The 26,187-nt window shown below is 67.4% G+C and carries 23 protein-coding genes and 2 pseudogenes; 12 read left to right on the top strand and 13 right to left on the bottom strand.

Annotation, left to right across the window (positions count from 1 at the left end; translation table 11 throughout):
• Positions 1-57: 57 nt before the first annotated feature.
• The 5 genes from ACFJI0_RS05100 to ACFJI0_RS05080 all read left to right on the top strand — a co-directional run bounded on the left by ACFJI0_RS05100 (position 58) and on the right by ACFJI0_RS05080 (position 6,527).
• On the top strand, positions 58-1,416 hold the full coding sequence (locus ACFJI0_RS05100; protein WP_382323657.1) for a TolC family outer membrane protein: 1,359 nt from the start codon (positions 58-60) through the stop codon (positions 1,414-1,416).
• Positions 1,417-1,478: 62 nt separating this feature from the next.
• Entirely contained in the window at positions 1,479-2,219 is a 741-nt protein-coding gene (locus ACFJI0_RS05095) for a glycosyltransferase (RefSeq protein ID WP_382159894.1), read from the top strand.
• Positions 2,210-4,228, top strand: coding sequence for a 3-deoxy-D-manno-octulosonic acid kinase (locus ACFJI0_RS05090; RefSeq protein WP_382323656.1), 2,019 nt, complete (start codon positions 2,210-2,212; stop codon positions 4,226-4,228). The genes ACFJI0_RS05095 and ACFJI0_RS05090 overlap by 10 nt, the downstream gene beginning before the upstream one ends.
• Positions 4,225-5,463, top strand: coding sequence for an O-antigen ligase family protein (locus tag ACFJI0_RS05085; RefSeq protein WP_382323655.1), 1,239 nt, complete (start codon positions 4,225-4,227; stop codon positions 5,461-5,463). The genes ACFJI0_RS05090 and ACFJI0_RS05085 overlap by 4 nt, the downstream gene beginning before the upstream one ends.
• Positions 5,460-6,527 carry a hypothetical protein gene (locus ACFJI0_RS05080; protein WP_382323654.1) on the top strand — a complete coding sequence of 356 codons (1,068 nt, stop codon included), beginning with the start codon at positions 5,460-5,462 and terminating at the stop codon, positions 6,525-6,527. Before ACFJI0_RS05085 ends, ACFJI0_RS05080 begins: the two co-directional genes overlap by 4 nt.
• A gap of 12 nt (positions 6,528-6,539) precedes the next feature.
• On the opposite strand, the gene ACFJI0_RS05075 is transcribed toward ACFJI0_RS05080, so the two are convergent.
• From ACFJI0_RS05075 to ACFJI0_RS05060, 4 genes and pseudogenes are all read right to left on the bottom strand, one after another.
• Positions 6,540-7,442: a hypothetical protein gene (locus ACFJI0_RS05075; protein ID WP_382323653.1), complete on the bottom strand. Its 903-nt coding sequence runs from the start codon at positions 7,440-7,442 to the stop codon at positions 6,540-6,542.
• A gap of 36 nt (positions 7,443-7,478) precedes the next feature.
• Entirely contained in the window at positions 7,479-7,889 is a 411-nt protein-coding gene (locus tag ACFJI0_RS05070; protein ID WP_382325927.1) for a glycosyltransferase family 2 protein, read from the bottom strand.
• Between the two features lie 157 nt (positions 7,890-8,046).
• Positions 8,047-8,346: pseudogene (locus ACFJI0_RS05065) on the bottom strand (glycosyltransferase family 2 protein); the annotation flags it as partial.
• A 1-nt stretch (position 8,347) separates the two neighbouring features.
• On the bottom strand, positions 8,348-9,730 hold the full coding sequence (locus tag ACFJI0_RS05060) for a phosphomannomutase/phosphoglucomutase (protein ID WP_382323651.1): 1,383 nt from the start codon (positions 9,728-9,730) through the stop codon (positions 8,348-8,350).
• A gap of 118 nt (positions 9,731-9,848) precedes the next feature.
• Between ACFJI0_RS05060 and ACFJI0_RS05055 the strand changes: the two genes are divergently transcribed.
• From ACFJI0_RS05055 to ACFJI0_RS05045, 3 genes and pseudogenes are all read left to right on the top strand, one after another.
• Positions 9,849-11,363 carry a DNA-3-methyladenine glycosylase 2 family protein gene (locus ACFJI0_RS05055; protein WP_382323650.1) on the top strand — a complete coding sequence of 505 codons (1,515 nt, stop codon included), beginning with the start codon at positions 9,849-9,851 and terminating at the stop codon, positions 11,361-11,363.
• Positions 11,360-11,860 carry a methylated-DNA--[protein]-cysteine S-methyltransferase gene (locus ACFJI0_RS05050; protein ID WP_382323649.1) on the top strand — a complete coding sequence of 167 codons (501 nt, stop codon included), beginning with the start codon at positions 11,360-11,362 and terminating at the stop codon, positions 11,858-11,860. Before ACFJI0_RS05055 ends, ACFJI0_RS05050 begins: the two co-directional genes overlap by 4 nt.
• A 105-nt stretch (positions 11,861-11,965) precedes the next feature.
• A pseudogene (locus tag ACFJI0_RS05045) lies at positions 11,966-12,877 on the top strand (DMT family transporter).
• A gap of 10 nt (positions 12,878-12,887) precedes the next feature.
• Here the strand turns inward: ACFJI0_RS05045 and ACFJI0_RS05040 are convergent.
• Together ACFJI0_RS05040 and ACFJI0_RS05035 are read right to left on the bottom strand one after the other, a co-directional pair.
• Entirely contained in the window at positions 12,888-13,298 is a 411-nt protein-coding gene (locus ACFJI0_RS05040) for a LysR substrate-binding domain-containing protein (protein WP_382323648.1), read from the bottom strand.
• Entirely contained in the window at positions 13,250-13,855 is a 606-nt protein-coding gene (locus ACFJI0_RS05035; protein ID WP_382323647.1) for a LysR family transcriptional regulator, read from the bottom strand. The genes ACFJI0_RS05040 and ACFJI0_RS05035 overlap by 49 nt, the downstream gene beginning before the upstream one ends.
• A 141-nt stretch (positions 13,856-13,996) precedes the next feature.
• Between ACFJI0_RS05035 and ACFJI0_RS05030 the strand changes: the two genes are divergently transcribed.
• Positions 13,997-14,956, top strand: a complete 960-nt coding sequence (locus ACFJI0_RS05030) for a Bug family tripartite tricarboxylate transporter substrate binding protein (RefSeq protein ID WP_382159922.1) — start codon at positions 13,997-13,999, stop codon at positions 14,954-14,956.
• Positions 14,957-15,050: 94 nt separating this feature from the next.
• The gene (locus ACFJI0_RS05025) at positions 15,051-16,199 is read left to right on the top strand and encodes an iron-containing alcohol dehydrogenase (RefSeq protein ID WP_382323646.1); all 1,149 of its coding nucleotides are present in this window, start codon (positions 15,051-15,053) and stop codon (positions 16,197-16,199) included.
• Positions 16,200-16,316: 117 nt separating this feature from the next.
• Here ACFJI0_RS05025 and ACFJI0_RS05020 read toward each other — a convergent pair whose 3' ends face one another.
• The 7 genes from ACFJI0_RS05020 to ACFJI0_RS04990 all read right to left on the bottom strand — a co-directional run bounded on the left by ACFJI0_RS05020 (position 16,317) and on the right by ACFJI0_RS04990 (position 23,394).
• Complete coding sequence (locus tag ACFJI0_RS05020) at positions 16,317-17,126, bottom strand: helix-turn-helix transcriptional regulator (protein WP_382323645.1); 810 nt, start codon at positions 17,124-17,126, stop codon at positions 16,317-16,319.
• A 97-nt stretch (positions 17,127-17,223) separates the two neighbouring features.
• Complete coding sequence (locus ACFJI0_RS05015; RefSeq protein WP_382323644.1) at positions 17,224-18,186, bottom strand: Bug family tripartite tricarboxylate transporter substrate binding protein; 963 nt, start codon at positions 18,184-18,186, stop codon at positions 17,224-17,226.
• A 61-nt stretch (positions 18,187-18,247) separates the two neighbouring features.
• A complete protein-coding gene (locus ACFJI0_RS05010) occupies positions 18,248-19,297 on the bottom strand; it encodes a Rieske 2Fe-2S domain-containing protein (protein ID WP_382323643.1) in 1,050 nt (349 codons plus the stop codon).
• A 239-nt stretch (positions 19,298-19,536) separates the two neighbouring features.
• Positions 19,537-20,853: a tyrosine-type recombinase/integrase gene (locus tag ACFJI0_RS05005; protein ID WP_382323642.1), complete on the bottom strand. Its 1,317-nt coding sequence runs from the start codon at positions 20,851-20,853 to the stop codon at positions 19,537-19,539.
• Between the two features lie 262 nt (positions 20,854-21,115).
• Complete coding sequence (locus ACFJI0_RS05000) at positions 21,116-22,114, bottom strand: DUF4365 domain-containing protein (RefSeq protein ID WP_382325517.1); 999 nt, start codon at positions 22,112-22,114, stop codon at positions 21,116-21,118.
• Between the two features lie 135 nt (positions 22,115-22,249).
• Positions 22,250-22,906, bottom strand: coding sequence for a nucleotidyl transferase AbiEii/AbiGii toxin family protein (locus tag ACFJI0_RS04995; RefSeq protein ID WP_382325515.1), 657 nt, complete (start codon positions 22,904-22,906; stop codon positions 22,250-22,252).
• Positions 22,903-23,394 carry a helix-turn-helix domain-containing protein gene (locus ACFJI0_RS04990; protein WP_382323641.1) on the bottom strand — a complete coding sequence of 164 codons (492 nt, stop codon included), beginning with the start codon at positions 23,392-23,394 and terminating at the stop codon, positions 22,903-22,905. Before ACFJI0_RS04990 ends, ACFJI0_RS04995 begins: the two co-directional genes overlap by 4 nt.
• A 212-nt stretch (positions 23,395-23,606) precedes the next feature.
• On the opposite strand from ACFJI0_RS04990, the gene ACFJI0_RS04985 reads away from it, so the two are divergent.
• A complete protein-coding gene (locus ACFJI0_RS04985; protein WP_382325513.1) occupies positions 23,607-24,530 on the top strand; it encodes a restriction endonuclease in 924 nt (307 codons plus the stop codon).
• Between the two features lie 30 nt (positions 24,531-24,560).
• Complete coding sequence (locus ACFJI0_RS04980; protein WP_382323640.1) at positions 24,561-26,168, top strand: restriction endonuclease; 1,608 nt, start codon at positions 24,561-24,563, stop codon at positions 26,166-26,168.
• Positions 26,169-26,187: the final 19 nt, after the last annotated feature.

Here is a 26,187-nt window from a genome sequence, read left to right as displayed (position 1 = left end):
GGGGCTGCCTCTCTCACGAGTCTCTCAGCACCTCCGTCCCGCTCCAAGGAACACCGCATGAAAGCCGCTTCGTCCGCTCGCAAGTCGTCAGCCCACCACCTGCTGTTTCCGCGGGCGGTCATGCTGGTGCTGGGCGCGCTCGCCACCGGTGCCCAGGCGCAGAGCCTGGTGCAGCTGTACGAGGCGGCGCGCGGGTTCGACGCCACCTACCTGGCCGCGCGCTCGCAGTACGACGCGTCCCTGGCCCAGGCCGCGCAGGCCCGCGCCGGCCTGCTGCCGCAAGCCGGCCTGGCCGCCGCGGCGAGCTGGGCGCGGCGCGAGGTGAGCAACTACGGCGCGCTCGACGGCAACAGCAACAACCAGAGCGCCACGCTCTCGGCCAGCCAGCCGCTGTACCGCCCGGCCAACCGGATCGCCAACGACCAGGCCGAGCTCAGCGTCGACATCGCCAAGGCCCGCCTCACCCTGGCCGAGCAGGACCTCATCGTGCGCACCTCGCAGGCCTACTTCGACGTGCTCGCGGCGCAGGACACGCTGGCCTTCGTGCAGGCGCAGAAGACCGCCGTGGCCGAGCAGCTGGCCGCGGCCAAGCGCAACTTCGAGGTCGGCACCACCACCATCACCGACTCGCGCGAGGCGCAGGCCCAGTACGACCTGGTGCTGGCGCGCGAAATCGCGGCCGAGAACGACCTGCGCGTGAAGAAGCTCGCGCTCAACCAGCTGGTGGGCCGCCCCTCGGTGGAGCCGCGCCCGCTGGCCGCGCCCGTGACCCTGCCCGAGGTGGTGCCGGCCGACCCGCAGGCCTGGGTGGACCGCAACCCCGGCACGCACCCGACCATCCTGCAGGCCACGCGCAACCTGGAGATCGCCCAGCTCGAAACCAGCAAGGCCGAAGCCGGGCACAAGCCCACGCTGGACCTGGTCGGCCAGTACCAGGTGGCGCGCGGCCCCATGACGACCCTGCCGATCCCCGGCAACGTGCGCACCAACACCGCCAGCGTCGGCGTGCAGTTCAACCTGCCGCTGTTCGCCGGCTTCGCAGTCCAGAACCGGGTCAAGGAAACCCTGGCGCTGGAAGAAAAGGCGCGCTCCGACCTCGAAGCCGCGCGCCGGGGGGTGGACCTGTCCACGCGCAGCGCCTACCTGGGCGTGGTCTCGGGCCAGGGCCAGGTGCGCGCGCTGCAGGCCGCCGAAGCCTCCAGCCAGAGCGCGCTGGACGCCAACCGCCTGGGTTACCAGGTGGGCGTGCGCATCAACATCGACGTGCTCAACGCGCAGAGCCAGCTGTTCCAGACCAAGCGCGACCTGGCCCAGGCGCGCTACAACGTGCTGCTGAGCAGCCTGCGCCTGCGCCAGGCCAGCGGCGCCCTGCTGCCCGAAGACCTGCTGCCCATCGATTCCCTGCTCGCGAAGTGAGCTCCGCTACACTCGACCGCCAAGTTGGCGTCAGCCAGCCAACACCCGCAGAAGAGGAAGCCATGCAGACCGTCAACGTGTTGTGCATCAAATGGGGCAAGAAGTACGGCCCCGAGTACGTCAACAAACTCCACAGCATGGTGTCGCGGCACCTGCACCGGCCCTTCCGTTTCGTCTGCCTGACCGACGACGGTGAAGGCATCAACCCCGCCGTCGAGGTCAAGCCCATCCCCGCCGTGGGTTTCGACGAATTCGACCAGCGCAAGCCCTGGAGCTTCGGCCACGGCTGGCTCAAGCTCACCAGCTTCGCCGATCCGCTCTACGACCTCACCGGCCAGACGCTGTTCCTGGACCTGGACATCGTCATCGTCGACAGCCTGGACGAGTTCTTCGACCAGCCCGGCACCTTCATCGTCATCAAGGAATGGGACAAGAAGGACGGCACGGGCAACACCTCGTGTTACCTCTACACCATCGGCGCGCACACCGACGCCCTGGAGCACCTGAAGAACGGCTACCCGGAGTCGATCGCGGACGTGCGCAACGAGCAGGAGTACATCACCGGCTACCTCAACCGGCAGGGCAAGGTCAGCTACTGGCCCGAGGCCTGGTGCCGCAGCTTCAAGCGCCACTGCATGCGCCCGGGCATCCTGGGCTGGTTCTCGCCGCCCACCATCCCGCCCGGTGCCAAGATCATCGTGTTCCACGGCAAGCCCAACCCACCCGATGTCATTGCCGGCGTGAGCGGCAAGTGGTACCGGCGCGTGTTGCCCGCCCAATGGGTCGCCGACCATTGGCGCTGAGCAGCCCGGTTTCGCTGCCCCATCGGGCGTACCGACTGCTCAGCCGCGCCCTGGCCGCTCCCCTGCTGGGCTGGTTGTGGTGGCGTGGCCGGCGTGAGCCCGGCTACCGTCAGAACCTGCGGCAGCGCCTCGGTTTCATTCCCATCGACCCCGAGCAGCTCGGCTGCATCTGGATCCATGCGGCCTCGGTGGGCGAGGTGCAGGCCATGCAACCGCTGCTGCACGCCCTGCTCGAAGAATGGCCGGCGCACGCCGTGGTCGTCAGCACCCAGACCCCCACCGGTGCGCGCGCGCTGCAGACGCACTGGGGCGACCAGATCCGCCACGTCTACGCGCCCATCGACACGCCCGGTGCCGTCGCCCGCTTCCTGAACCGGCTGCAGCCCCGGCTGCTGATCCTCGTGGAGCGCGAGCTCTGGCCCGAATGGCTGCAGCAATGCCGGGCCAACGCGATCCCGGTTGCGCTCGTCAACGCGCGCCTCTCCGAAGGCTCGGCGCGCACCTACCGGCGATGGCCGGGCCTGATGCGGCCCGTCTGGCCACAGCTCACAGTGGCGGCCGCCGACACCGCCAGCGCCGAGCGCCTGCGCGGGCTGGGTGTGCCCGAGCCGCGCCTGCACGACACCGGCAACCTGAAATTCGATGTCGCCGTGCCCGCCGCGCGCGTGGCGCTGGCGCCCGAACTGCAGGGGCGCACGCTGCTGGTGGCGGGCAGCACGCACGAAGGCGACGAGGCCGCCTGGCTGGCGATCTGGAGCGAGCTCTCGCCCGTCAACCCGAGCTGGCTGCTGGTGCTGGTGCCACGCCATCCCCAGCGCTTCGACGAGGTCGCGGCCCACGTGCAGCACAGCGGTCTGAGTTTCGTGCGGCGCAGCAGCGGGCAGGCGGTGGCGCCGGGCACGCAGGTGCTGCTGATCGACGCCATGGGCGAGCTCATGCACTGGTACCAGCACGCCTCGCTGTGTTTCGTGGGCGGCACGCTGGCGCCCGTGGGCGGGCACAACCCGCTGGAGCCCATGTCGGTCGGCCAGCCGGTGCTGTTCGGCCCTCACGTCCACAACGCGGCGCCGCTGTTCGAGGAGATCGCGCGCAGCGGCGCCGGCGAGCGCGTGCGCGACGCGCGCGAACTGGCGGCGGCGGTGCAGCGCTGGCTGATGCAACCCGAGACCTGGCAACGCCGCGCCCACGCCGCGCGCGAGCTGATCGCCCGCAACCAGGGCGCCTCGGCGCGCACGCTGGCCGTGGTGCGGCCGCTGTGGCGGCCCGCACACACCGGCAACGTCTCGCGCGTGCGGGCCTCGGTGGATGCAGGCCGCACCGCCTGGTTCGATCCGCACCACCTGAGCCAGGTCTCCGCGCGCACCTTCGACCCGATCGCCCATGTGGGCGGCACCGCCCTGCGCACCGGCAGCGGGCGCGGCCAGGCGCTGCTGGTCCACGAGGGCGGGCAAGGCTATGTGCTGCGCCACTACCGGCGCGGCGGCCTGATGGCCCGCCTGAGCCACGACCGCTTCTGGCGCGCCGCGCCGCACGACAGCCGCGCCATGCGCGAATTCACCCTGCTGCGCCTGATGCGCTCCTGGCAACTGCCGGTGCCCGAGCCGGTGGCCGCCAGCCACTGGCCCCGCGCGGGCCTGTTCTACGAAGCCGACATCCTCGTCGGCCTCATCCCGGGCAGCGCGAACGTGGTGCAACGGCTCCAGCAAAGGCCGCTCGCGCCAGCCGAATGGCAGGCCCTGGGCCGCGCGATCCGGCAACTGCATGAGCGGCAGGTGTTCCATGCCGACCTGAACGCCCACAATCTGCTGCTCGACCCGGCCGGCCAGGCCTGGATCGTGGATTTCGACAAATGCGGGGTTCGCACGGGCGGCGACTGGAAGCCGCGCAACCTGGAGCGTCTGCGGCGCTCGCTGCGCAAGGAAGCCACCCGCGTCGCCCCTTACCACTGGACCGAAGCCGACTGGGCCCCGCTGATGGCGGGCTACCAGGACCTCCCCGCTCCCCCATGACCCCCCCGTCCACCTTCCTTCAGCGGGGCGCCAAGGCTTCGCTCATCCTGGTCTTCTTCGCGTTCCCGATGTCGGTCGCGCTCGCCAATGTGGCGCTGCTGCTCACCCTGGTGTTCTGGCTGCTCGGCTGCGTCTGGGGCCATTCCCTGCGCGACACCCGCCAGGCGCTGAGCAACCCCCTGGCGGCGCCGGCGCTGGCGCTGTTCGCCTGGATCGCGCTCGCGGCCCTGTGGTCGCCAGCCGAGGGGCCGCTCATCGGCACGGCCCTGGGCAAGTACAGCAAGCTGTTGTGGGTACCGGTCTTCATCGGTCTGCTCAACGACTCGGCCACGCGCCGCCGTTGCTGGCAGGCCTTCGCGCTGGCCATGCTGTTCACGCTGGTGGTCACCTGGCTCAATGTCTGGTTCGATTTTTCCTGGACGCGCACGCACAACCAGGGCTTCGGCGAGGACCACACCGTCTTCAAGGACCGCATCGCGCAAGGCATCCTGATGTCGTTCTTCACGGTGATGGCCCTGCACCAGGCCATGCATGCGCCAACGCGGGCCCGGGCCGTGCTCGCCGCCCTGGTGGCCGCGCTGGCGGCGTTCAGCGTGCTGTTCCTGTCGTCGGGCCGCACCGGCTACCTGGCCCTGCTGCTGGCCCTGGCGGTGTTCGCGGTCTTCGCCGTCGGCCTGCACCGGCGCCGGCTGGCCATCGCGGCGCTGGCCCTGGTCGCCGTGATGGCCGTGACCTTCACCACGTCGACCCAGCTGCGGTCGCGCGTCAACGAGGCCTGGCTTGAAGCACAGAACAGCAGCATCACGGTGCCTGTCACGTCCGCAGGCGCCCGCATGGAGATGAACCGCTTCGCGCTGCAGAGCGCGCTGGAGCAGCCTGTGCTCGGCCACGGCACCGCGTCCTATCCGGTGCTGTCGCCTGCGCATTTCACCGATCCTGCGTGGTGCGCCGTGGTCTGCGTGCACCCACACAACCAGTTCACCTTCTTCCTGTTCGAACAAGGCCTGATCGGCCTGGCCCTGTTCCTGTGGTTCGTGTTCGTCATCGCACGACAGGCCTGGCGCGAAGACACGCCGCGCCGGGCGCTGATGATGGGCTTTGTGGCGGTGCTGCTGGTCGCCAACACGACGCACAGCTCGTTCTGGCTCTCGACGGAAAACCATTTCTTCATCCTGATGTCGGCGCTGCTGATGGCCGCCATCCCGATGCGCCAACGGGAGCGGGTGGCCCCATGACGAAGACCATCGCCTTTCACTCCAACCAGCTATCGATCCGGGGCACCGAGGTCGCGCTGTACGACTACGCGCTTCACAACGAGACGGTGCTGGGCCACCGCAGCCTGGTGGTCTACAACGCCGACAGCCCGCACAACAGCGCCGAGGCCCTGGCCAAGTTCAGCGCGCGCTTCGAGGTGCTGGGCTACCGCCGGATCGACGAACTCGATGCCCTGCTCGGCCGGCACCACGCGGACCTGCTGTACGCCATCAAGGCCGGCAAGAACGACGGTGTGTGGTCGCGCACGGTGCCCACGATGGTGCACGCGGTCTTCCCGACCACCCCCGCGCAGGCCCATGGCGCCTCCTACGCCTTCATCTCCGAGTGGCTGAGCCGGCATTGCGCGAACGGCAAGATCCCCAGCGTGCCGCACATCGTGGAGCTGCCCGATGTGAACGAGGACCTGCGCGGCGAACTGGGCATCCCGCCGCAGGCCAAGGTGCTGGGCTGCCACGGTGGCGCCAACAGCTTCGACGTGCCCAGCGCGATCGAGGCGGTGCGCCAGGTGCTGGCGCGCTCGCCCGACATCTGGTTCGTCTTCCTCAACATCGCGCCCTTCGTGGACCATCCGCGCGCCCTCTTCCTGCCGGGCAGCAGCGACATGGTTTACAAGACGCGTTTCATCAACACCTGCGACGCCATGCTGCACGCGCGCCTGCAGGGCGAGTCCTTCGGGCTGGCCTGTGGCGAGTTCTCGATCCGCAACAAGCCCGTGATCACCTATGCGCGCAGCAAGCACCGGCACCACATCGACGTGCTGGGCGACTCGGGCTTCTGCTACACCGATGCGCGCTCGCTGGTCGACATCATCGAGAAGCTGGACCCGCAAGACCTCAAGCGACACCACTGGGACCGGTATTCCGCGCTCTACAACCGGGACGTGGTGATGGGCCTGTTCGACCGGCACCTGATCCAGCCCGCGCTGCGCAACCCCGACCGAGCCAAACCCCAGTTGAACCTGCGTTGGGCCGACCGGCTGCCGTACTACCGGTTCAAGCTGAGCATGCGCTTCGGCCGCCGCTGACGCGGCCGGCCCTCACCACGCGTTCCACATGCGCAGCTTGAGCTTTTCCCAGGCCGACGGTTTGCCGCCAGCGGCGCGGCGTGCCGCGAGCATGGCGTCCACATTGCCCACCGGCTGGATCGCCGCCGGGGAGAACAGCTCGGGGCGCTGCGCGAACCATTGCGCCACCACCGTGTTGCCGAAATCGCCCATGTGCACGCGGCCCCAGCGCTTGGCCCGTCGGTAGATGTCCTTGCCGGCGTGGATGCGAGCGAGGTTCTTCTCCCGGTCCTTGTAGCGGGGCTTGTTGAGGTTCTGGTGCGAGAAGCGTTCGAGCTTGCGCTCGATCATGTCCATACCGCCCAGGTAGCTGAAGTGCCAGCCCGCGTCGCGGACCTCGAGGGTCGCCACCTCGGCGCGCAGGGCCGCGCTGTTGCGGATGTCTTCGGCCTCATGGGCGAGCGCGTAGGCGCCCGTGACCGCCACCGCCTTGCGCCAGAACGGTTCCGACACCATGAGGTAGTCGCAGTAGAAGTACAGCATCAGCAACTCGAAAACCTGGACGGTGCCCGGCTCGACGGGGCCGATTTTCTCGGGCCGGATGATCTCGTCCACGTCGGCGATGACCACCACGTCGTCCTCTGCCGCATCCTGGTAACCGAGGCGCAAGGCGTTGCGCTGCACGCGTTCGCGGTCCCATGCGGTCTGGCACGCCGCGAACACCTCAGCGCGCAGCGGGATGTAGCGGATCTTGGGGCGGGCCCAGGCGTATCGCTCGGCGTCGAACTGCAGGGCCTTCGCGGTGCCGGCGAAGGTGACCTCGGCCTCGACGATCACGAAGTGGTCCACGCGGTCCCACTGCGTGCGCAGACGCAGTTCCAGGCAATCCTCACCGTCGAAGGTGATGCAGTCGTAGACCTTGTAGGGAGATGGCATGGGATTCTGTCCGGGGAAACATTCGTGCGGCGCGATTCAGCCACGCAGCCTCCAGCGCACCAGGCCCATCCAGCGCCCGGCCATGCGCGCGAGCAGGCGCGGCGACCACGCGATCGCGCGCAACGGCAGGGCCACCGTGGTGCCCAGCAGCACCGACCAGCGCTGGCGCCGCGCCTTCGCGTGCGAACGGTGCTTGGCGGTGTAGATCAGCTTGGACTGGGCGTGGTGGTAACCGCGCAGGTACTCGCTCTTCCAGGGCGTCTTGCCCTTGACCGAGCCGCGCGCGCGGTGCACGGCGGCCACGGCGGGCCACACGACGATGGGCCGCTGCTGCTGGAACAGCCGCAGGCAGAGGTCGTCGTCCTCGTAGTACAGGAAGAAGCGCTCGTCGAAGAAGCCCACGCCCTCGAAACGCGAGAGCCGGAACAGCATCGCCGCGCCGACCACGAAAACCCACGCAGGCAGGGCCTTCGGCGCCGGGCCCGCGCGAGGACCAGGCGGTGCTCGGCCAGCGGTAGTTCACATCGGGCCGCCCGGGCGCGCCTTCGAGCTGCGGCGCCACGATGGCGGCCTCGGGCATGCCGTTGGCCACCCGCACCAGCTCGCGCAGGCCCTCGGGCGTGACTTCGCAATCGGGGTTGACCAGCAAGGCCAGCGGCGTGCGCGTGGCGGCGAGCGCGCGGTTGTTCGCGGCACCGAAACCGAGGTTGCGGCCGTGCTCGAGCACGGTGGCCTGCGGCCAGCGCGCGCGCGCCAGCGCAGGGGTGTCGTCGGTGCTGCCGTTGTCCGAGATCACCACGTGCGGGCAGTGCGCGAGCAGCGCATCCAGCGCGTCCAGGCAATGGGCGCTGTGGTACGTGACCAGGACGACGGTGACCTGGTCGAGCAGCTCGTCGGCGTTCATCTCAATGCGCGCTGGCGCCGACCACGGCATCGGGCTTGGCCTGCTTCAGCAGCGCCAGCATGGTGGCCTCGATGCGGTGCAGCGCCTCGGTGGTCTGGCCTTCGAAGCGCAGCACCAGCACCGGCGTGGTGTTGGAGGCGCGGATCAGACCGAAGCCGTCGGGCCAGTCCACGCGCACGCCGTCGATGGTGGAGAGTTTGGCCGGCGCGTCGAACTTCGCCAGCGCGACCAGCTTGTCCACCACCGCGTGCGGCTCGCCTTCGGCGCAGGCCACGTTGAGCTCGGGCGTGCTGTGGCTGGTGGGCAGGGCGTTGAGCACGGCGCTCGCGTCGGGGCTGCGGCTGAGGATTTCCAGCAGGCGCGCGCCAGCGTAGGTGCCGTCGTCGAAACCGAACCAGCGCTCCTTGAAGAAGATGTGGCCGCTCATCTCGCCGCCCAGCGGGCTGTCCAACTCCTTCATGCGCGCCTTGATCAGCGAGTGGCCGGTCTTGTAGATGTGGGGCACGCCACCGGCCGCCTCGATCGCGGGCGCCAGGCGCTGCGAGCATTTCACGTCGAACACGATGTCGCCACCGGGCACGCGCGAGAGCACGTCCTGCGCGAACAGGATCATCTGGCGGTCGGGGTAGATGGTCTGGCCGTCCTTGGTGACGATGCCCAGGCGGTCGCCGTCGCCGTCGAAGGCCAGGCCGAGTTCGGCGTCGGTCTCGCGCAGGGTGCGGATCACGTCCTGCAGGTTCTCGGGCTTGCTCGGGTCCGGGTGGTGGTTGGGGAAGTTGCCGTCCACCTCGCTGAAGAGTTCGATCACCTCGCAGCCCAGCGCGCGGAAGATCGCCGGGGCCGAGGCGCCGGCCACGCCGTTGCCGCAGTCCACCACCAGCTTCATGGGGCGCGCGAGCTTGGCGTCGGACACGATGCGAGCCTGGTACGCGGCCTGCACGTTGATCAGGCGCACGCGCCCGCCCTCGGCGCGCCGGTGCGTCTCGGCTTCCATGGTCTTGCGCAGGGCCTGGATGTCCTCGCCGTAGATCGCGCGGCCGGCCAGCACCATCTTGAAACCGTTGTAGTCCCTGGGGTTGTGGCTGCCCGTGACCTGGATGCCGCTGGTGCACAGCGTGGCGGCGGCGAAGTACAGCATGGGCGTGGTCGCCAGACCGATGTCGATCACGTCCACCCCGGCGGCCACCAGCCCCCGGATCAGCGCGGCGGACAGGGCCGGGCCGCTCAGGCGGCCGTCGCGGCCCACGGCCACGGTCTTTTCGCCCAGTTCCAGGGCCCGGGTGCCAAAGGCCAGGCCCAATGCCTCGGCCACGCCTTCGTTCAACGCGGTGGGGGTGACGCCCCGGATGTCGTAGGCCTTGAAGATGGACGCGGCAACTTGCATGGAGTTTTTCCTCGTGACGGGCAAAACGGGCATTGTAGGAGGGGGGTACCCATCATGCCGGAGGCACATGTCCGGAAACGGCCAGTCAACCCCGTCCGAACGGCCTACCATGGCAGCCATGAACCGCTCAGACCGCATCGACGAAGACGCCTGCTACCGCGCGCTGTGCTCGCACGACGCGCGCTTCGACGGCCAGTTCTTCACCGCCGTCACCTCCACCGGCATCTACTGCCGACCGGTGTGCCGCGTGCGCACGCCCCGGCGCGAGAACTGTCGCTTCTTCGCGCACGCCGCGCAGGCCGAACAGGCGGGCTTCCGGCCCTGCCTGCGCTGCCGGCCCGAGCTGGCGCCGCGCGAGCGGCACTGGTCGACGGAAGACGCCTCCACCATCCTGGTGCAGCAGGCCACGTTGTGGCTGGACGACCCCCAGCACTGGCAGGACGACGACGGCGGCGCGATGGGCGAGCGCCTGGCGGCGCGGCTGGGCGTGAGCGACCGCCACCTGCGGCGCGTCTTCGAGGAACGCCTGGGCGTCTCGCCGCTGCAGTACCTGCTCACGCGCAAGCTGCTCACGGCCAAGCAGCTGCTGGCCGACACCGACCTGCCCGTCACCCAGATCGCCCAGGCCAGCGGCTTTGCCAGCGTGCGGCGCTTCAACGCGGCCTTTCTCGAGCACTACCGGCTCAACCCCACGCAGCTGCGGCGCGAAACCGCCACCCGCGACACCGGCCAGGGCACCGCGGTGCGGCTGGGCTACCGGCCGCCGTACGACGTGGCGGCCACGCTGGGCTTCTTCCGCCAGCGCCTGATCGACGGCGTGGCCTTCATCGACGAACAGGGCCTGCGCCTGGGGCAGACCCTGCGCATGGAGCTGGGCGGGCGCACCCACACGGGCTGGCTGGTGGCCGGCTTCGACGAGGCCCGCAGCCAGCTCGAGCTGCGCGTCAGCGACGACCTGCGCGAGGTCTTGCCCCAGGTGATTCACCGCCTGCGCGCCGCGCTCGACCTGGACGCCGACCCGACCGCCATCAACGCCGTGCTGCACGGCGCGTTCCCGGCCGGCGATGGCCTGCGGGTGCCGGGCGCGCTCGACGGCTTCGAACTCGCGGTGCGCGCGGTGCTGGGCCAGCAGATCACCGTGGCGGCCGCGCGCACCCTGGCGCAGCGGCTGGTGAACCGCTTCGGCGAGCCCATCGAGACGCCGCACGCCGGCCTCTCCCGCCTGTTCCCCACGCCCGCCGCATTGGCCCAGGCCGAAGGCGACGGCCTGGGGGAACTCGGCATCGTGCGGCAGCGCCAGGCCGCCATCGTGGCGCTGGCGCGCGGCGTGGCCGAGCAGGGCCTGGTGCTCAACGGCAGCGCCGACGTGCCCGCCACCCTCACCGCCCTCAAGGCCATGCCGGGCATCGGCGACTGGACCGCGCAGTACATCGCCATGCGCGCCCTGCGCTGGCCCGACGCCTTCCCCGCGGGTGACGTGGCACTGCACAAGGTCATGGGCGTGCGCGAAAACAAACACCCGGCCCGCGAGGCCGAAGCCGCCTCCCTCGCCTGGAAACCCTGGCGCAGCTACGCCGTCGTGCGCGCCTGGTCGGCAGGCCACGTCGTCTCATCCACAGGAGCCTCCGCATGAAACACGATCCCCTCACCGTCTTCACCACCTGGCAAGGCCCGATGGGCGCCATGACGCTGGCGGCCACGCCGCGCGGACTGAGCGGCGTCTGGTTCGACGGGCAGCGCCACGGCCCGGACCGCTCGGCCTGGCGCCACGACCCCGACCACCCGGTGCTGCGCCAGGCCATCGAGCAGCTCACGCAGTACTTCGCCGGGCAGCGCCAGCACTTCGAGCTGCCGCTGGACCTGAGCATGGGCACGCCCTTCCAGCAGCAGGTGTGGCAGGCCTTGTTGGGCATCGCGCCCGGCGCCACCACCAGCTACGGGCGACTGAGCGCGGCCATCGGCAAACCGGCCGCGGTGCGCGCGCTGGGGGCGGCGGTGGGCCGCAACCCGATGAGCGTGGTGGTGCCCTGCCACCGCGTGCTGGGCACCGACGGCTCGCTCACCGGCTACGCGGGTGGGCTGGATCGCAAGACCGCCCTGCTCTCGCTCGAAGGTGCCACCTTGGTGTGAGGCGGCGCGACGAACGGCATTGTGCCGTTCCACTCATCAATCCATGCCCCATCCGGCATCAATCGCGCGCCGTGACACCCGGGGCGCCATGCATACTTTGACGCCATGAGCCCCACCCTCGTCCTGGAATTCCTGCTGCTGGCCGCCCTGTGGGGCGCCTCCTTCCTGTTCATGCGCCTGGGAGGCGCCGAGTTCGGCGCCCTGCCCACGGCCGGCCTGCGCGTCGCGCTCGCCGCCCTCTTCCTGCTGCCGGTGTTCTTCATCAAGGGTGTGTGGGCCGACTTCCGCTCGCGCGCCCGGCCCATCCTGTTCGTCGGCCTGCTCAACTCCGGCATCCCCTTCGCCCTGTTCGCCTACGCCGTGCTGCACATCCCCACCGGCCTGACCTCCATCCTCAACGCCACCGTGCCGCTGTCGGGCGCGCTGGTGGCCTGGCTCTGGCTCAAGGACCGGCCAGGCGGCTCGCGCATGCTGGGCCTGGCGATCGGCTTCGCCGGCGTCACGCTGCTGGTGATCGGCAAGTCCGGCTTCAGCGCGGCCGGCGTGGTGAGCGACGGCCCCGTCGCCAGCACGCTGATCGCCATGGGGGCCTGCCTGCTCGCCACCCTGTTCTACGGCATCGCCGCGAGCTTCACCAAGCGCTACCTCACGGGCGCCCACCCGCTGCGCCACCGCCACCGGCAGCCAGATCGGCGCGGCCCTGGGCCTGGCATTCCCACCGCCTTGCTGTGGCCCAGCCAGCCGGTGAGCAGCACCGCCTGGGGCGCGGTCGCGGCCGTGGCCCTGCTGTGCACGGCCATCGCCTACATCATTTTTTTCCACCTGATCGAGAAGGCCGGCCCGAGCCGCGCGCTGACCGTCACCTTCCTGGTGCCGGTGTTCGCGCTGGTCTACGGCTCGGTCTTCCTCAACGAGGTCATCACGCCCTGGATGATCGGCTGCGGCGTGGTCATCGTCTGCGGCACCGCCCTGTCCACCGGGCTGGTGCGGCTGGGCTGGCTGGAGCGCGCGGCCTGAGGGCGCGCGGTCACTTCGCGGCCGATGCGCGTGGGAGGGCCTTGCCCGCCGAGGGCGAGCCGGGCAGCGCCAGCGCCACTTCCTCGAGGTAGCCGGCCAGCACCTGCGCCTCGTCGCTGAGGGGGCGGATCGCCGAGCGGTAGATCTCCGTCCCAAGCTCGATGCGCGGCCGGAAGGGCCGCGTCACGATGTCCGGGAAGATGCCGGTGGACAGCAGCATGGGGTTGATCAACCCGATGCCCACGTTCTGCTGCACCAGCGCGCACACCCCCATGGAGGTGCTGGCGATCGTGCCCTGCCCCACCAGCACGCCGGCTTCCTGCAGCGTGGCGCGCACCAGGATCGAGGTGGGCGACTCCTCGGGCAGCGCGATCACCTCGGCGTCCACCAGGTCCTGCGGCCGCACCAGGGCCTTGGCCACCAGGGGGTGGCGCCGGTGCATCGCGCCACCAGCAAGTCCTCGGAGATGGTGCGGCGCTCGCACAGTTCCACGGCGCTGATGGTGTTGGGCGCGGGCGGGTTGGTGACGCCCAGGTCGACCTCGTGGTGGGCGACCAGCCGCAGCACCTCCGGCGGCCCCTCCACCCGCACCCGCACCTTGACCTCGGGGTGGCTGAGCTTGAAGCGCTGGATCGCGCCGGGCAGGATGGCGATCAAAGGGGGCGCGTGCGCCGCCACCGTCACCGTGCGGTTCGAGGCCTGGTCCAGCGTGGCGGCTTCGGCCAGCGCCCAGGCCAGGTGGTTGGCCGCCTGCTCGGCGCGCGGCAGCAGGCGGCGGGCCGCGGCGGTGGGCTCCAGCCGGCCACCCTGGCGCGTGAACAGCTCGACGCCGGTCTCGCGCTCCAGCAGGCCCAGGGTCTTGCTGACGGCGGCCTTGGAAATGCCCAGCTTGAGCGCGGCCTCGCCCAGCCCCCGGCTGCGCATCACCGCGGTGAAGATCTGGAAATGGCGGCCGTTGAGCAGCGAGGACATAGGCATGGGAAGGCGAAACGTGGGTGGTGGTCAAGGTCGAAATCGTCAACCAGAGGTTAACAAGAAAGTGCCTTGCGCTCCCGGGTGCCTCCCTAGAATTTCCCTCATCCCGTTCACCCATTCCCCCAAGAACCGAGGTAGTCCCCCGTGATCCGACAACTGCTCCCCGCCCTGATCGTTTCGGCCTTTGCCCCCTTCGCCGCGGCCCAGTCCTTCCCCTCCAAACCCGTGACCATCGTGGTCTCGGTGCCGGCCGGCGGCACCATCGACGCCATCGCGCGCATGGTGGCCAAGGACATGGGCGAGGCCCTGGGACAGCCGGTGGTGATCGACAACCGCGCGGGCGCCAACGGCAACATCGCCGCCGAGTTCGTGCGCCGCGCGCCGGCCGACGGCCACACGCTGCTGATGCTGGCCTCCAGCACGCTGACGCTGGGCCCCTACGTCATGGACAAGGTGCCGTTCGACCCGATCAAGGACTTCGCGCCCGTCGCCATGACGGCAGGCCTCAACATGGCCCTGCTGGCCCACCCCAAGGTGGGCGTGAGCGACGTCAAGGGCCTGGTCGAGAAGATGAAGGCCAGCCCCGGCAAGCTGAACTACTCCTCCACCGGCAACGGTTCCTTCCCGCACGTGGCGGGCGCCCTGCTGAACCTGGAGACCGACACCCAGGCCGAGCACCTCGCCTACAAGGGCCTGGCGCCTTCGATCCAGGACCTGCTGGCCGGCGTGGTGGACTTCACCTTCGACTCGGGCAGCGCCATCCATGTGAAGGCCGGCAAGCTCAAGGCGCTGGCCGTGATCGGCCCCAAGCGCGCGGCCGCCCTGCCCGACGTGCCCACCTTCCGCGAAGTGGGCCTGCCCGAGCTGGAGAAGATCAGCGGCTGGCACGGCGTCTTCGCCCCCGCCGGCACGCCGGACGACGTGATCCGCCGCCTGAACGCCGAGATCAACAAGAGCCTGAAGAAGCCCGCCTCCATCGAGCGCGTGCAGGCCATGGGTTTCGAGAGCGTCACCACCACCCCGGCCGAGCTCGGCAACGTGCTGCGCAAGGACCACAAGACCTACGGTGAGCTGATCACGCGCACCAAGATCTCCATCAACTGACCACCCGGGCGCGCCGCGCCCCTCCCCCTCGTCTGTGAACGACATCGCCCGATCGACGGCGAGGGGCCTTGCTTCGCCTTTCATTTCCCGCTCCATGCCCAGCTTCCAATTCGAAACCCCACCCCGCATCGTCTGCGAGCGCGGCGCGGCCCTGCGACTCGCACCGCTGCTGCAAGGACGCCGGCATGCCTTCGTCGTCACCGACGCCGGCCTGGTGCGCGCAGGCCTGATCGACGCCCCGGTGGCCGCGCTGCGCAAGGCCGGGCTGCGTGTGACGGTGCACGACAAGGTGGAGGCCGACCCGCCCGAGCACGTGGTGCTCGCGGCGGTGGACGCGGCCCGCGTCGCCGGGGCCGACTGCGTCATCGGCCTGGGCGGCGGCAGCTCGCTGGACACCGCCAAGCTGGTCGCGCTGCTCGCGGCCAGCCCCCAGCCGCTGGCCGACATCTACGGGCCGCAGCGCGCGACCGGGCCGCGCCTGCCGCTGATCCAAGTGCCGACCACGGCCGGCACCGGTTCCGAGGCCACGCCCACCTCGGTGGTCTCCACGCCGGACCACCAGAAACGCGGCGTCATCAGCTCGCTGCTGTACCCCGATGTCGCCGTGCTGGACGCCCAGCTGACCCTGGCCCTGCCGCCCGCGCCCACCGCCATGACCGGCGTGGATGCGATGGTGCACGCCATCGAGGCCTACACCACCCGCCACCTGAAGAACCCGATCTCCGACGCGCTGGCGGTGCGCGCGCTCCAGCTGCTCGACCGCCACCTCGGGCGCGTGATCGCCCAGGGCGACGACATCGAAGCGCGGGAAGGCATGCTGCTGGGCTCGATGCTGGCCGGCATGGCCTTCGCCAATGCGCCGGTGGCCGCGATCCACGCCCTGGCCCACCCGCTGGGCAGCCACTTCCACGTGCCCCACGGCCTGGCCAACGCCCTGGTCATGGTGCCGGTGCTGCGCTTCAACCTGCCCGAGGCGGGCGCTCGTTACGCCGAACTCGCGCGCGCCTTGAACCCGGCGCTGCACGGGGCCAGCGACGGTGAAGCGGCCGAGGCCTTCATCGCCACCATGGCCCAGCACGTGGCGCAAGCCCCGATGCCGCAGCGGCTGCGCGAGGTGGGCATCGCCGCCAACGACCTGCCCATGCTGGCCGAGGCCGCCATGGGCGTGCAAAGGCTGCTGGCCAACAACCCGCGAGAACTGAACCAGACCCACGCCCTCGTCCTGTACACGCAGGCGCACTGACGCCGAGCCAGAGGCGCTTCTACTGGGTTTGAACACATCGCCCCAGGCCCTGGTGCCTCTGACCAAGGCACGCCCGCCTGGTCAGGGGTCCAGGCAACGCGATCGGTCGATGTCCTGTCAGTTCGACAGCAGCAGCAACTCGCTGCGCGCCTCGATGCCCAGCTTGATGTAGGCGCGTTTGCGCAGGGTCTGGACCGTGGACGGGGCCACGCCCATGCCCGCGGCGATGCCGTCCACACTGAGACCGTCCACGATGCCCACGCAGACCTCGCGCTCGCGCTCGGACAACCGGGGTGCCCGCTGCAGCAGGTTCTGCTCGACCAGGGCCTTGCGCGCCTGCGCGTGCAGGCGCTGCCGCCGGACATGCAAGGCGTTGAGGTGCACCTTGCGAAGAATGGGTGCGATGGCGGTCAGGCGGTCGATCTCCATCGGTGCAAAAGGCCCGCAGGACACATCGCGGTAGAGGTTGATGGCAAACGCGGTGCGGGCGACCGGCGCGTACAGGAAGCTCAACCGGCCCGTGAGTTTCGAATGTTCAAAAATCTCCTGCCGCCAGCAGATGTCCGGAATGTCCTCCAGGCCATAGTGCACCACGGTCACGTCCGGCGAGGGATGCACATCCTGCTGGACCCGGCCCGCCAGGTGGGTCACCTCGTCCAGCTGGCTGTACTGCCGCTTGTAGCAGGCAAAGCACTCGGCCGTGATGTTGGGCAGGTGGTCCCCGTGCGTGCATCCATCCACCTGCGAGGGCACGGCCCCCGAGTACTCGACCAGGGAGAGGTAGTCCACCTCCACGTGCGCGTTGATGAAGTTCAGCAAGCCGCGCCCGGGTGCGGTGCTCGTCGGCACATCGAGCAGCAGGTTCATGGCCGCCGCGTCCACGTGGTGGCCGGGCGGTGGCGTGAGGACATTCCAGGTGGAGCGCATGGCGCAGCCAGTTTGAAACCTCGCCGAGAGGGCACCAATAGGGCTTACCCGGTCGGCTGCCGCGCGGCCGCGGGTCGACCTGCCCGGCGCCCTCTGCTTACTGCGCCACCAGCCCGAAGTCCTTGATGCGCTTGAGGATCACCTCGGCTTCCGCGCGGTGGCTGGCCTCGAACTCCCTGGGGGTGCTGTTCATGATGTCCAGGCCCCGCTCGTTCATCAACCGGCCGACTTCGGGGTCCGCCAGAATCTTCCGGATCTCGTCCGCGAGTTTCTTCACCACGGGTTCGGGCGTCCTGGCCGGCGCGACGAAGGCGATGTAGACGGCCGCATCGAACAAGGGGTCGTCGAAACCCTGCTCCCGCATGGTCGGGACTTGCGGCAGCGCCGGCGACCGCTCTTTGCCCATGATGGCCAGTGCGGTCACCTTGCCCGCCAGCACGTGCTGCTTGGCCAGCCCGGCCGAGGTCAGGCCCACGCTGACGGTTTTCGACAGCAGATCGGCCATCACCGGCGCCTCGCCGCGCTGCGGCACATGGACCATTTCGGCACCGATGATGCGATTGAGCTGTTCACCCGCCAGATGGCCCAGGCCACCGGGCCCCCACGAGCCATAGGTCAGCTTGCCGCGCTGCTCGGCCGCGTAGCGCCTGAAGTCGGCCATGGTCTTGACGGGGAGGTCCGCATTCGCGGAAATCACCGCCGGGCTGCGAACGGCCTGCGTGATGTAGCTGAAATCCTTGAACGGGTCGTACGACAGCGTCCTGTACATCGCCACGTTGTTGATCAGGGTGTCGCCCAAGGTCACCAGCAGCGTGTACCCGTCCGGTGCGGCGCGCGCCACCTCGGAAGCGCCCAGGGCACCGTTCGCCCCCGCCTTGTTGTCCACGATGACCGGTTGGCCGAGCTGCTTGGACAAGCGCTCACCAACGGTTCTGGCGACAAAGTCCGTCGCGCCCCCAGCGGCCGCGGAGGCCACGATGCGGATGGGCTTGTTCGGGAATGCGGCGGGCGCCTGAGCGAGCACCGCGAAAGGCAGCGCGGCGGCGCCGACGAGCGCCAACAGACGGAGGATGGTTCGACGGATCATGGGGTTGTCTCCTGGATGGGGGTGTTGTTCTGTGCTAGGCCGCGACGACCGCCGGGCGAGCGGGCGCGCGCTCGCGCTCCTTCGCCAGCTCGCTGTCCACGAGGCGGCGGAACTGCACCAGCGCGTGGTCCATCGCCATGGGCAGCATGGGCGCGGCGGGGTCGAGAAGCAGGTTCCGGTACTGGGCCGTGATGATCGAGCGGTCTTCCTCGAAGGCGGCGAGCAGTCCCTGGAAGATGGTGGCCGTGGTCCCGGGAATGGGCGCGGGCGCGTGGTAGGCCTGCTGGAAGAAGTAGTGGGTGGAGCTTGCCGTCTCGGGGGTCAGCGTCTGGCAGCTGTGCAGCCGCACCGCGCCCGCCATGTCGCCCTCGGCCTGGCCCGTCGGGCGCCCGCCGGAGTCCATGATGAGGGTGCCGGGCAGCAGGAAGTCGTAGATGAACCAACGGTCGACGTTGCCTTCGAACTCGTGGAACGAGCGCCAGTACGCGGAGGGCGGCACGTCCGGCACGTGGCGCGTGACCCGGATGCCCTGCGGCACGCGCGCCACCTCGGGTTTCGACTGCGCGATCCGCGTGGAGCCCCCCAGGGTGTTCTCGTGCACGTACGACAGGTGCGAAAAGTCCAGCAGGTTGTCGCAGATGAGCATGTAGGGCGTCTCATAGTGCAGATAGCCCGGCTGGTAGTGCCACTCGGGGTGGTCGCAGGAGAAGTTGTCCGGCAGCAGCGAGACGTCCGCGACACCCGGATCGCCCATCCAGACGAACACCCACCGGTTCCGCACGGCAACGGGGTAGCTGCGCACCTTCGCCTTGATCGGGATGCGGTCGAGGCCTGGCGCTTCGACGCAGGCGCCGTCGGGCGAGAACTTCAGCCCGTGGTAACCACAGCGCACGCAGTCGCCCTCGCGCCGACCGGCGGAAAGTGGTGCGAGGCGGTGACAGCACCGGTCTTCCAGCGCGACGGTCTCGCCATTGGCCAGGCGGTACAGGAGCAGCGGCTCGCCCAGAATGACGCGGGAAAACAGGCCTTGCTCGGGGATCTCGTGCGCCCAGGCGGCGACGTACCAGCAGTTTCGAATGAACATGTCGTTGGCTTCCATCGTGGATGGATGCCAATCTAGACGAGGGTCATTCGGCCGTCTGTCCTCCGCTTGAAGGACAGCGCCGGAACATCGGGTGCCAGAAACCAAAATGGGCTACGCGATTTCTCACGTAACCCATTGATTTATTTGGCGGAGTGGACGTCTGCCCGGGTACGGGTCCATACCATCCCAGGTTGCCCCAAAATTCTGACAGAAGCCTCGGATAGCAAGCAGACCGCGTGTCATGTCGGCTCATCGAGCGCCATGGAGTCTCCATCGCGGACGGAGGTCGATTCGGGGGTTGATCGATTGGGCGGAGGGTTTCCCGTCGACCCGTTCATCAGGGGTAAACCCTGATCTGGGGACGGGGGTCGATCGCCCGCACACCATCTGGCCCAGTCCTCCATCAAGCCTCGACGCTCTTCCAGCAAATCGCTTCTGAAATAAGCCATCTCCGTCGCGGATCCAAGGCGATGCTCCAAAGCGATCTCAGCCCACTCGCGCGGATACCGGGTTTGCTCGGCAACCCAGTCGCGGAAGGTGGACCGAAAACCGTGGACCGTCACTCCGCCAACCCCCACGCGCTTGAGCACTTGGGTCATCGCCACGGACGACAGGGTCCCTTCCTCCGTGCCGCCTGGAAAGACGTACCTGCCGCTCCGCCCCGTTTGAGCAGCGAGCACCTTCAGCGCTGCCATGGACAGTGGCACCCTGTGCGCCCTCCCCGCCTTGGTCCTTTCGGCCGGAAGGGTCCACGTCCCTCGTTCCAGATCGATCTCCGCCCAGGTGGCTTTGAGAACCTCTCCCGAGCGGCAGGCCGTCAGGATGGTGAACTCCAACGCCTGCGCGGCCACCCCGCGTTGCTCGCGCAGCGCCGCCATGAACTCGCCGATCTTCTGGAACGGCAAGGCCGCGTGGTGCCGCACGCGTTTGAGTTTCGCCGGGGGAGGCAGAAGCACCTCGAGGTGTCCTTTCCAGCGCGCCGGGTTGCTCCCCTCTCGGTATTGGTGAACTGTCGCCCAGTCCAGTACCCGTTGGATCCGCTCGCGCACGCGCGTGGCGGTTTCTGTCTTGGCGGTCCAGATCGGCCGCAGGACGTGGAGGATCTCGGCCGTATCCACCCTGCGCACGTCGATCGCACCGAGGTACGGGTAGACGTAGTCGCGCATGGTGTTCTCCCACTGCTGCCGGTGTTTGTCGTTGCGCCAGCCTGCCGCGTGCTCCCTGATGTATTCCTCGGCACACGCTTTAAAGCACTTATGCTCCGGCCGGATCGATGCGCGTCTACGGTGCTGGCGCTTGCGTGCCAATGGATCGATGTTCTGGAACAGGTACTTCCTGGCTTGCTGAGCTGCATGCCTGGCCTCCACCAAGCTGACGGTATGAAGCGGGCCCAATCCCATGAAGTGTTCCCGCCCCTGGCGCCCATACCGAAATATCCAGCTCTTGTTGCCGGATGGCGTGATCTGCAGGTACAGGCCACCACCATCGCCGAGTCGGCCGGGGCGGCATGCGCGGCGAACCTTATTGGCCGTCAGTTTTTCGATTTGTTTTGCCATAGGACATCTCGCTCCTATGTTTCATCGGCCACGTTGGACATCGAAACGATGGCGTAAGTTTCTGCTCTGGCCACGAGTAGCGAACGCTTTGGACACCAGATCTGCTTGCGGCAGTGCAATGGAGTGTCAGTGCAGTGTCACTCGGCATACACCGTAGCCGAACGTTCGGATCCCGGTGTCACCCGGCTCACTCTGGAGTTGCACTCGGGTAATGATGGAGTGACAGCAATGACGAGCACCTTTGCGAGCAGCGTATGGCGTCCTAGTAGAACGAAACACGGCCGTGCTGCTTAAGATCGCCTGCCAACCAGTCAACCACGGCGCGCAGTTCGTCATCGCTGTAAATCGAAGCCCGTATTCGATCCAGGAGATCAAGAGCGACCTCGGGGGATTGCCACTGGGCCGAGCTGGTGGCAAACAGGATCGCGCTGTGTCGAACGCGCTCACTCTGGCTCTGATCGATTGCGATCGACTCCATCACTGCCGGCACATCTGCCATGGTGTCCACCAGCGCATGCACCGCCTGCCCGATGGTCCCCCGATCAATGCCGGAATCGTCGATCACCGAGAGCATGGCGAGCGCGTCCTTGCGATCAAACAACTGGCGCATTAGTCGAAGTGCTTCCTGACGGACCTCTTCCTTGATGAAGTTCTGTTGGCTCCAGAATATGTCTCCATGCGTAGGGATGTGGCAGAGACGTGCAACGAGAGGGCGCAGGACTCTGTGACCTTGGAAATTGGAGAGACACGAGATGAGGTAGTACCAGGTAGCCATCTGCTGCCTGTGGAACGCAAACAGCGCCCGTAGTCCGTCAAAGCAGCGTTCGTCGTCCGCTCGATCGGCAAAGGACTCCATGGCCCTTCCGAAGTTCTGCTCGCGGCTATATGGTTCGCGGTAGTTCAGGCAGTGCTGCCGAAACTCGGCAAACGAAGATTCCGAAATATCTTTGTCAGCATAGATGCTGAAGGGTCCCTCCTTGATCGCCGCAGGGTTGCGTCGAAGATGGTCGGTGATGTCAACCCAGGCTGCCCTGCTCGCTTCTGGGTCGACAATGATTGCAAGCACGGGCAGCGTGTGAGACGCCCAGTACTCGAAGTGGTCGCGATCGGACTGGAAGGCGTAGCGTCCACCGGCTGCGCGATATGAAGAGCCCGACTTTATTTGCAGCGCTACGCAGCAACCCGTGGCGCTTTCACCACAAACTCGACGTAGGCATCGTTTCCGAGGTCGTTCTGCAGATCGATCTCTTGGAACGTGCAGTTGTGGTGCTCAACCAGCGTACGCACGAAGTTGATCCCCTCCCGGCTTGTTGCCTGGGAGCGCTTTCTCGTGGTAGTCATATCCCACCCTGCATCAACATGTCCCTTCGCGATAAGTGCCGTGCCGCTCTAACAACTACAGGCTGTCCAGGAACTCGCCGACCACCGCCACGCAGTGATCGAAGCCTGGCGTGTAGTCCAGCGTAGCAATGGCGTCGAAGGAGGCCGGCAATCCAGCATGCGGCTGCCGAATCTGGGACAGGAATGCTTCTCGGTGGCGCAACAGGAACGGCATCGCCGTCAGGAGCTGCTGGGGCTCGCGCTCGATCACCAGCGCAAAGTCGAACAGATCGCGCGCCGTGGCTCGGTCACCACGGTGGTACATCTTCTTGGCAATGATTTCGGCGGCTGTCTCCACCTTCACGGAGCGACCGCCGATGTCCCAGGTTTCCCAGGCGTCGGCCAGCAGGTTTGGCGCGGCCACGAAGTCGACCTCGCCTTCCTCGAACTGCAGTTTGACGAACGCGCCGGGCTGCTCGGTGTAGTCCTGCGTCAGGTCTGCCGCCGTATCGCTCAACCGAGGCGTGACAAAGCCGAGGTACTGCGGATCGGGCACGAAGATGTCGATGTCCTTGCTCAACCGATGGTGGTAGCGAAACATCAGCACGGTCCCACCGCCCAAGGTCCAGAACGGATCGGCGATTCCACCGTACCGGCTGATCTCGTCAATCAGCGCCAGAGCCCGCGGGAACAGCTTTTCCCAGGGACCGCCGGGCAGTGACCCGGACTTCATGCCCACAACGCCCGCCGGTGCACGGACAAGGATTCGGCCAGCTTCGCCACGTTGCGCCAGATCTGCCGCGGCGGCAGGTGCGCGCGTGATGCCGCCTCCTCCACGGCCATCACGACGATGGGGACGGGCGCTTCGTCGAGCAAATGGGTCAGGTGCGGCGCAAATGGGAGCGGCACGTCACCGCTCGCCAGGGCCTGCTCCAGCGCATCAGGCTCCAGTTCATGCGCATAGCTGACGCTGGCTGTCTTGGCCGCCATCCACAGGCCACGCTTCTTGCGCCGCGCCAGCGTATCCGGCTTGGGGCTATCTAACCCCAACACCGCCATCACCTGCCCCACGCGGTTGACGCCCAGATCGCTCAGGGTGCCGTTTTCCAAGCCGACCAGGGTCTGACGCGACAGGCCACTCAGGTGCGCCAGTTGCGCCTGGGACAGGCCCAACTCAGCGCGCCGCACACGTACAGCATGGCCGATGTCGATCAGGTTCATGACAGGTCGCAATCGAATATTGTCCAAAATATTAGACATATTACAGCGATCCACACCTGCCCGCAACCATCATCACGCCATCGCCATTCCGCGAAACGCATTTGATGATGCACCGAATGAGGGCATTACCTCCGATTCGCTGCCAAATCGCCTCCGAGTTTGTTGCAGAATGTTTATTCAATTTACCGATCGGCGGTTTCAAAGGGGAATCAATGGCGAGACGGCGCAAGTCCAGCGCGGCGGAGGACCTCATGGACCTAGTGGCTTTGATGCCCTGGTGGGCGGGCGTGGCGTTGGCGCTCGCTAGTTATTGGGTACTGCATGCCGTTGCCTCGCGTCCCCTGCCTGCTGCGCAGTCCGCTCAACAAATCGGACAGATGGCCACGACGGCCATTTGGCAGGGCCTCGCCACGGGAGGCCAATACCTAGTGCCGATGATCTGCCTCTTTGGCGCCGTGATATCGGCGGTACGCCGCCGGCGACGGCGCGCCCTGTTCGATACCACCTCGGCGAGCAGCAGCGCGGATGCGCTACAGGACATGTCCTGGCAGCAGTTTGAACTGCTGGTCGGTGAAGGTTTCCGGCGCCGCGGCTATGTGGTCAAAGAGGTTGGTGGTGGTGGCGCCGATGGCGGCGTGGACTTGGTGCTCGCCAAGGCGGGCGAGAAGACCTTCGTGCAGTGCAAGCAGTGGAAGGCCTTCAAGGTGGGCATCTCCACGGTGCGGGAGCTGTATGGCGTGATGGCCGCGTACGGTGCTGCAGGCGGCTTCGTCGTGACCTCCGGGCGTTTTACGCAAGAGGCTGCGGCATTCGCCAACGGCCGCAACATCCAATTGATCGATGGCCCTGCCCTCATGAATCTGCTGCGCGAAGCGCGAAACAAGGATGGGGGCCGTCCATCGGCTTCCAATTTGAGTGCAGCGCAAGCCGTGGCATCACCCGACAGACATACCGAGGCGACAGAGACGACCAAAGCTATGGAGCCGACAGCGTCTGCGGAACCACCCTGTCCTCGATGCGGAAAACCGATGGTGCGGCGCGTGGCGAAGCGAGGCGCCGCAGCGGGCAAATCTTTCTGGGGATGCTCAGCGTTTTCTGAAGGATGCCGAGGCACGCGTGAGATCCAGAGCGCCTGATGGCGATACCGAAAAGAAGAAGGAGAAGAGATGGGGCGAAGAAGCGGATTTGAGGGATTCCTGCGCGCCACGGCGCGGGCAGTGGCCGCCGCGGAGCGTGAGCGTCAGCGCGGCGTCCGTGCGCAACTGACCCAGGCGCGGCAGATCGAGCGCCATCAACGCATGGCGCTGGCACAGCAGAACCGTGACGACCGTGCCGCGCAGAAACTCGCCAAGGCGCAGTACTTGGCCGACCGGCAGGGCGAAGCCGATGACCTGAACGCCGAACTGCATGATCGACTTGAAGAACTGCAAGGCATCCTGGCGCATACGCTGTCGCTGGATGACCGCATCGACTTTGATGCACTGCGGCCGGCCGCGGATTTCGAAGCCTTCAAACCACCACCGGAACTCGCACCGGGCCGCGCCCCACGCGCGCCACAGATCTCCCCACCCTCAGGCCTGCGCAAATTGATTCCGGGAGCTGCCAAAAAGCACGCTGCCGCGCTGTCCAGAGCAGCCAGCGACCATCAGTCGGACGTCGTGCGCTTCAACCAGGCCGAGGCCATCAAGCGCGAGCAGTTTGCTAAGCTCAAGGCGGACTACGACCAGAGCAAGAGCCAGTTCGAGATGGAGGTCAAGCGCCGCAACGCCGAGGTTGATGAATTCCAGACGGCCTATCACGCGAAGGAACCAGATGCTGTAGTGGCCTACAACGAGATGGTGCTGGCCCGGTCGGAGTACCCCACGGAAGGGTTCCCGCAGAAATTCCGCATCGCCTACAGCCCCGATTCATCGGAACTGATCGTTGAGTACGACCTGCCGGAAGTACAGGCAATCCCGAAGGAGGCAGAGTACCGCTACGTCAAGACCAAGGATGTCATTGAGTCCAAGGCCAGAAAGCCGGCTGAGATCAAGCAGCTCTACCAGGACATCGTCGCCTCGATCACGCTGCGCACCTTGCACGAGCTGTTTGAAGCCGATCAGGCTGATGCGCTCGCGCTGGTTACCTTCAATGGCATGGTGGACACCCACGATCCGGCCAGTGGGCGCGAAGTGCGGGTGCCGGTTGTGTCGGTCCGGGCACCTAAGATGGAATTCTTGGGCCTACGGCTGGAGAAAGTCGAAAAGGTGGCCTGTCTGAGAAATCTCGGTGCTCAGGTGTCCAACCGCCCGGACGAGTTACAGGCGGTTAAGCCAATCGTCGAATTCGACATGGTCGACAAGCGCTTCATCGAGCAGGGGGATGCCTTGTCAGGGCTCGAAACGCGCCCGAATCTGATGGACCTGACGCCGGCAGACTTCGAGGTACTCGTCTCCAATCTCTTCAGCAAGATGGGGCTTGATACCAAGCTCACGCGCAGTTCAAAGGACGGTGGCGTGGACGCTATCGCCTTCGACACGCGCCCGGTGCTCGGAGGCAAGGTGGTGATTCAGGCCAAACGTTATCGCGACACGGTGGGAGTGAGCGCTGTCCGGGATCTGTACGGAACCATGCTCAACGAGGGTGCCAACAAAGGCATTCTGGTTTGTACCAGCGGTTATGGGCCCGATGCGTATAACTTTTCCAAAGACAAGCCCATTGAACTGATTGATGGCGGCGGGCTGCTGTATCTCTTGCGTGAGCATGCGGGGACTGCAGCGCGGATTGTCGTTTGATCGTTTAGTCCAATTAGAT

The organism is Hydrogenophaga sp. UC242_53 (assembly GCF_042696965.1).
Taxonomy (GTDB): Bacteria; Pseudomonadota; Gammaproteobacteria; order Burkholderiales; family Burkholderiaceae_C; genus Hydrogenophaga.
This window is presented reverse-complemented; position numbering and strand designations above follow the sequence as displayed.

What these genes read in the sequence shown, in the direction of transcription:
- ACFJI0_RS05100 (WP_382323657.1), top strand. Translation starts at nt 58, where the DNA reads ATGAAAGCCGCTTCGTCCGCTCGCAAGTCGTCAGCCCACCACCTGCTG.
- ACFJI0_RS05095 (WP_382159894.1), top strand. Translation starts at nt 1,479, where the DNA reads ATGCAGACCGTCAACGTGTTGTGCATCAAATGGGGCAAGAAGTACGGC.
- ACFJI0_RS05085 (WP_382323655.1), top strand. Translation starts at nt 4,225, where the DNA reads ATGACCCCCCCGTCCACCTTCCTTCAGCGGGGCGCCAAGGCTTCGCTC.
- ACFJI0_RS05080 (WP_382323654.1), top strand. Translation starts at nt 5,460, where the DNA reads ATGACGAAGACCATCGCCTTTCACTCCAACCAGCTATCGATCCGGGGC.
- ACFJI0_RS05075 (WP_382323653.1), bottom strand. Translation starts at nt 7,442, where the DNA reads ATGCCATCTCCCTACAAGGTCTACGACTGCATCACCTTCGACGGTGAG.
- ACFJI0_RS05060 (WP_382323651.1), bottom strand. Translation starts at nt 9,730, where the DNA reads ATGCAAGTTGCCGCGTCCATCTTCAAGGCCTACGACATCCGGGGCGTC.
- ACFJI0_RS05055 (WP_382323650.1), top strand. Translation starts at nt 9,849, where the DNA reads ATGAACCGCTCAGACCGCATCGACGAAGACGCCTGCTACCGCGCGCTG.
- ACFJI0_RS05050 (WP_382323649.1), top strand. Translation starts at nt 11,360, where the DNA reads ATGAAACACGATCCCCTCACCGTCTTCACCACCTGGCAAGGCCCGATG.
- ACFJI0_RS05035 (WP_382323647.1), bottom strand. Translation starts at nt 13,855, where the DNA reads ATGCCTATGTCCTCGCTGCTCAACGGCCGCCATTTCCAGATCTTCACC.
- ACFJI0_RS05025 (WP_382323646.1), top strand. Translation starts at nt 15,051, where the DNA reads ATGCCCAGCTTCCAATTCGAAACCCCACCCCGCATCGTCTGCGAGCGC.
- ACFJI0_RS05020 (WP_382323645.1), bottom strand. Translation starts at nt 17,126, where the DNA reads ATGCGCTCCACCTGGAATGTCCTCACGCCACCGCCCGGCCACCACGTG.
- ACFJI0_RS05010 (WP_382323643.1), bottom strand. Translation starts at nt 19,297, where the DNA reads ATGTTCATTCGAAACTGCTGGTACGTCGCCGCCTGGGCGCACGAGATC.
- ACFJI0_RS05005 (WP_382323642.1), bottom strand. Translation starts at nt 20,853, where the DNA reads ATGGCAAAACAAATCGAAAAACTGACGGCCAATAAGGTTCGCCGCGCA.
- ACFJI0_RS04995 (WP_382325515.1), bottom strand. Translation starts at nt 22,906, where the DNA reads ATGAAGTCCGGGTCACTGCCCGGCGGTCCCTGGGAAAAGCTGTTCCCG.
- ACFJI0_RS04990 (WP_382323641.1), bottom strand. Translation starts at nt 23,394, where the DNA reads ATGAACCTGATCGACATCGGCCATGCTGTACGTGTGCGGCGCGCTGAG.
- ACFJI0_RS04985 (WP_382325513.1), top strand. Translation starts at nt 23,607, where the DNA reads ATGGCGAGACGGCGCAAGTCCAGCGCGGCGGAGGACCTCATGGACCTA.
- ACFJI0_RS04980 (WP_382323640.1), top strand. Translation starts at nt 24,561, where the DNA reads ATGGGGCGAAGAAGCGGATTTGAGGGATTCCTGCGCGCCACGGCGCGG.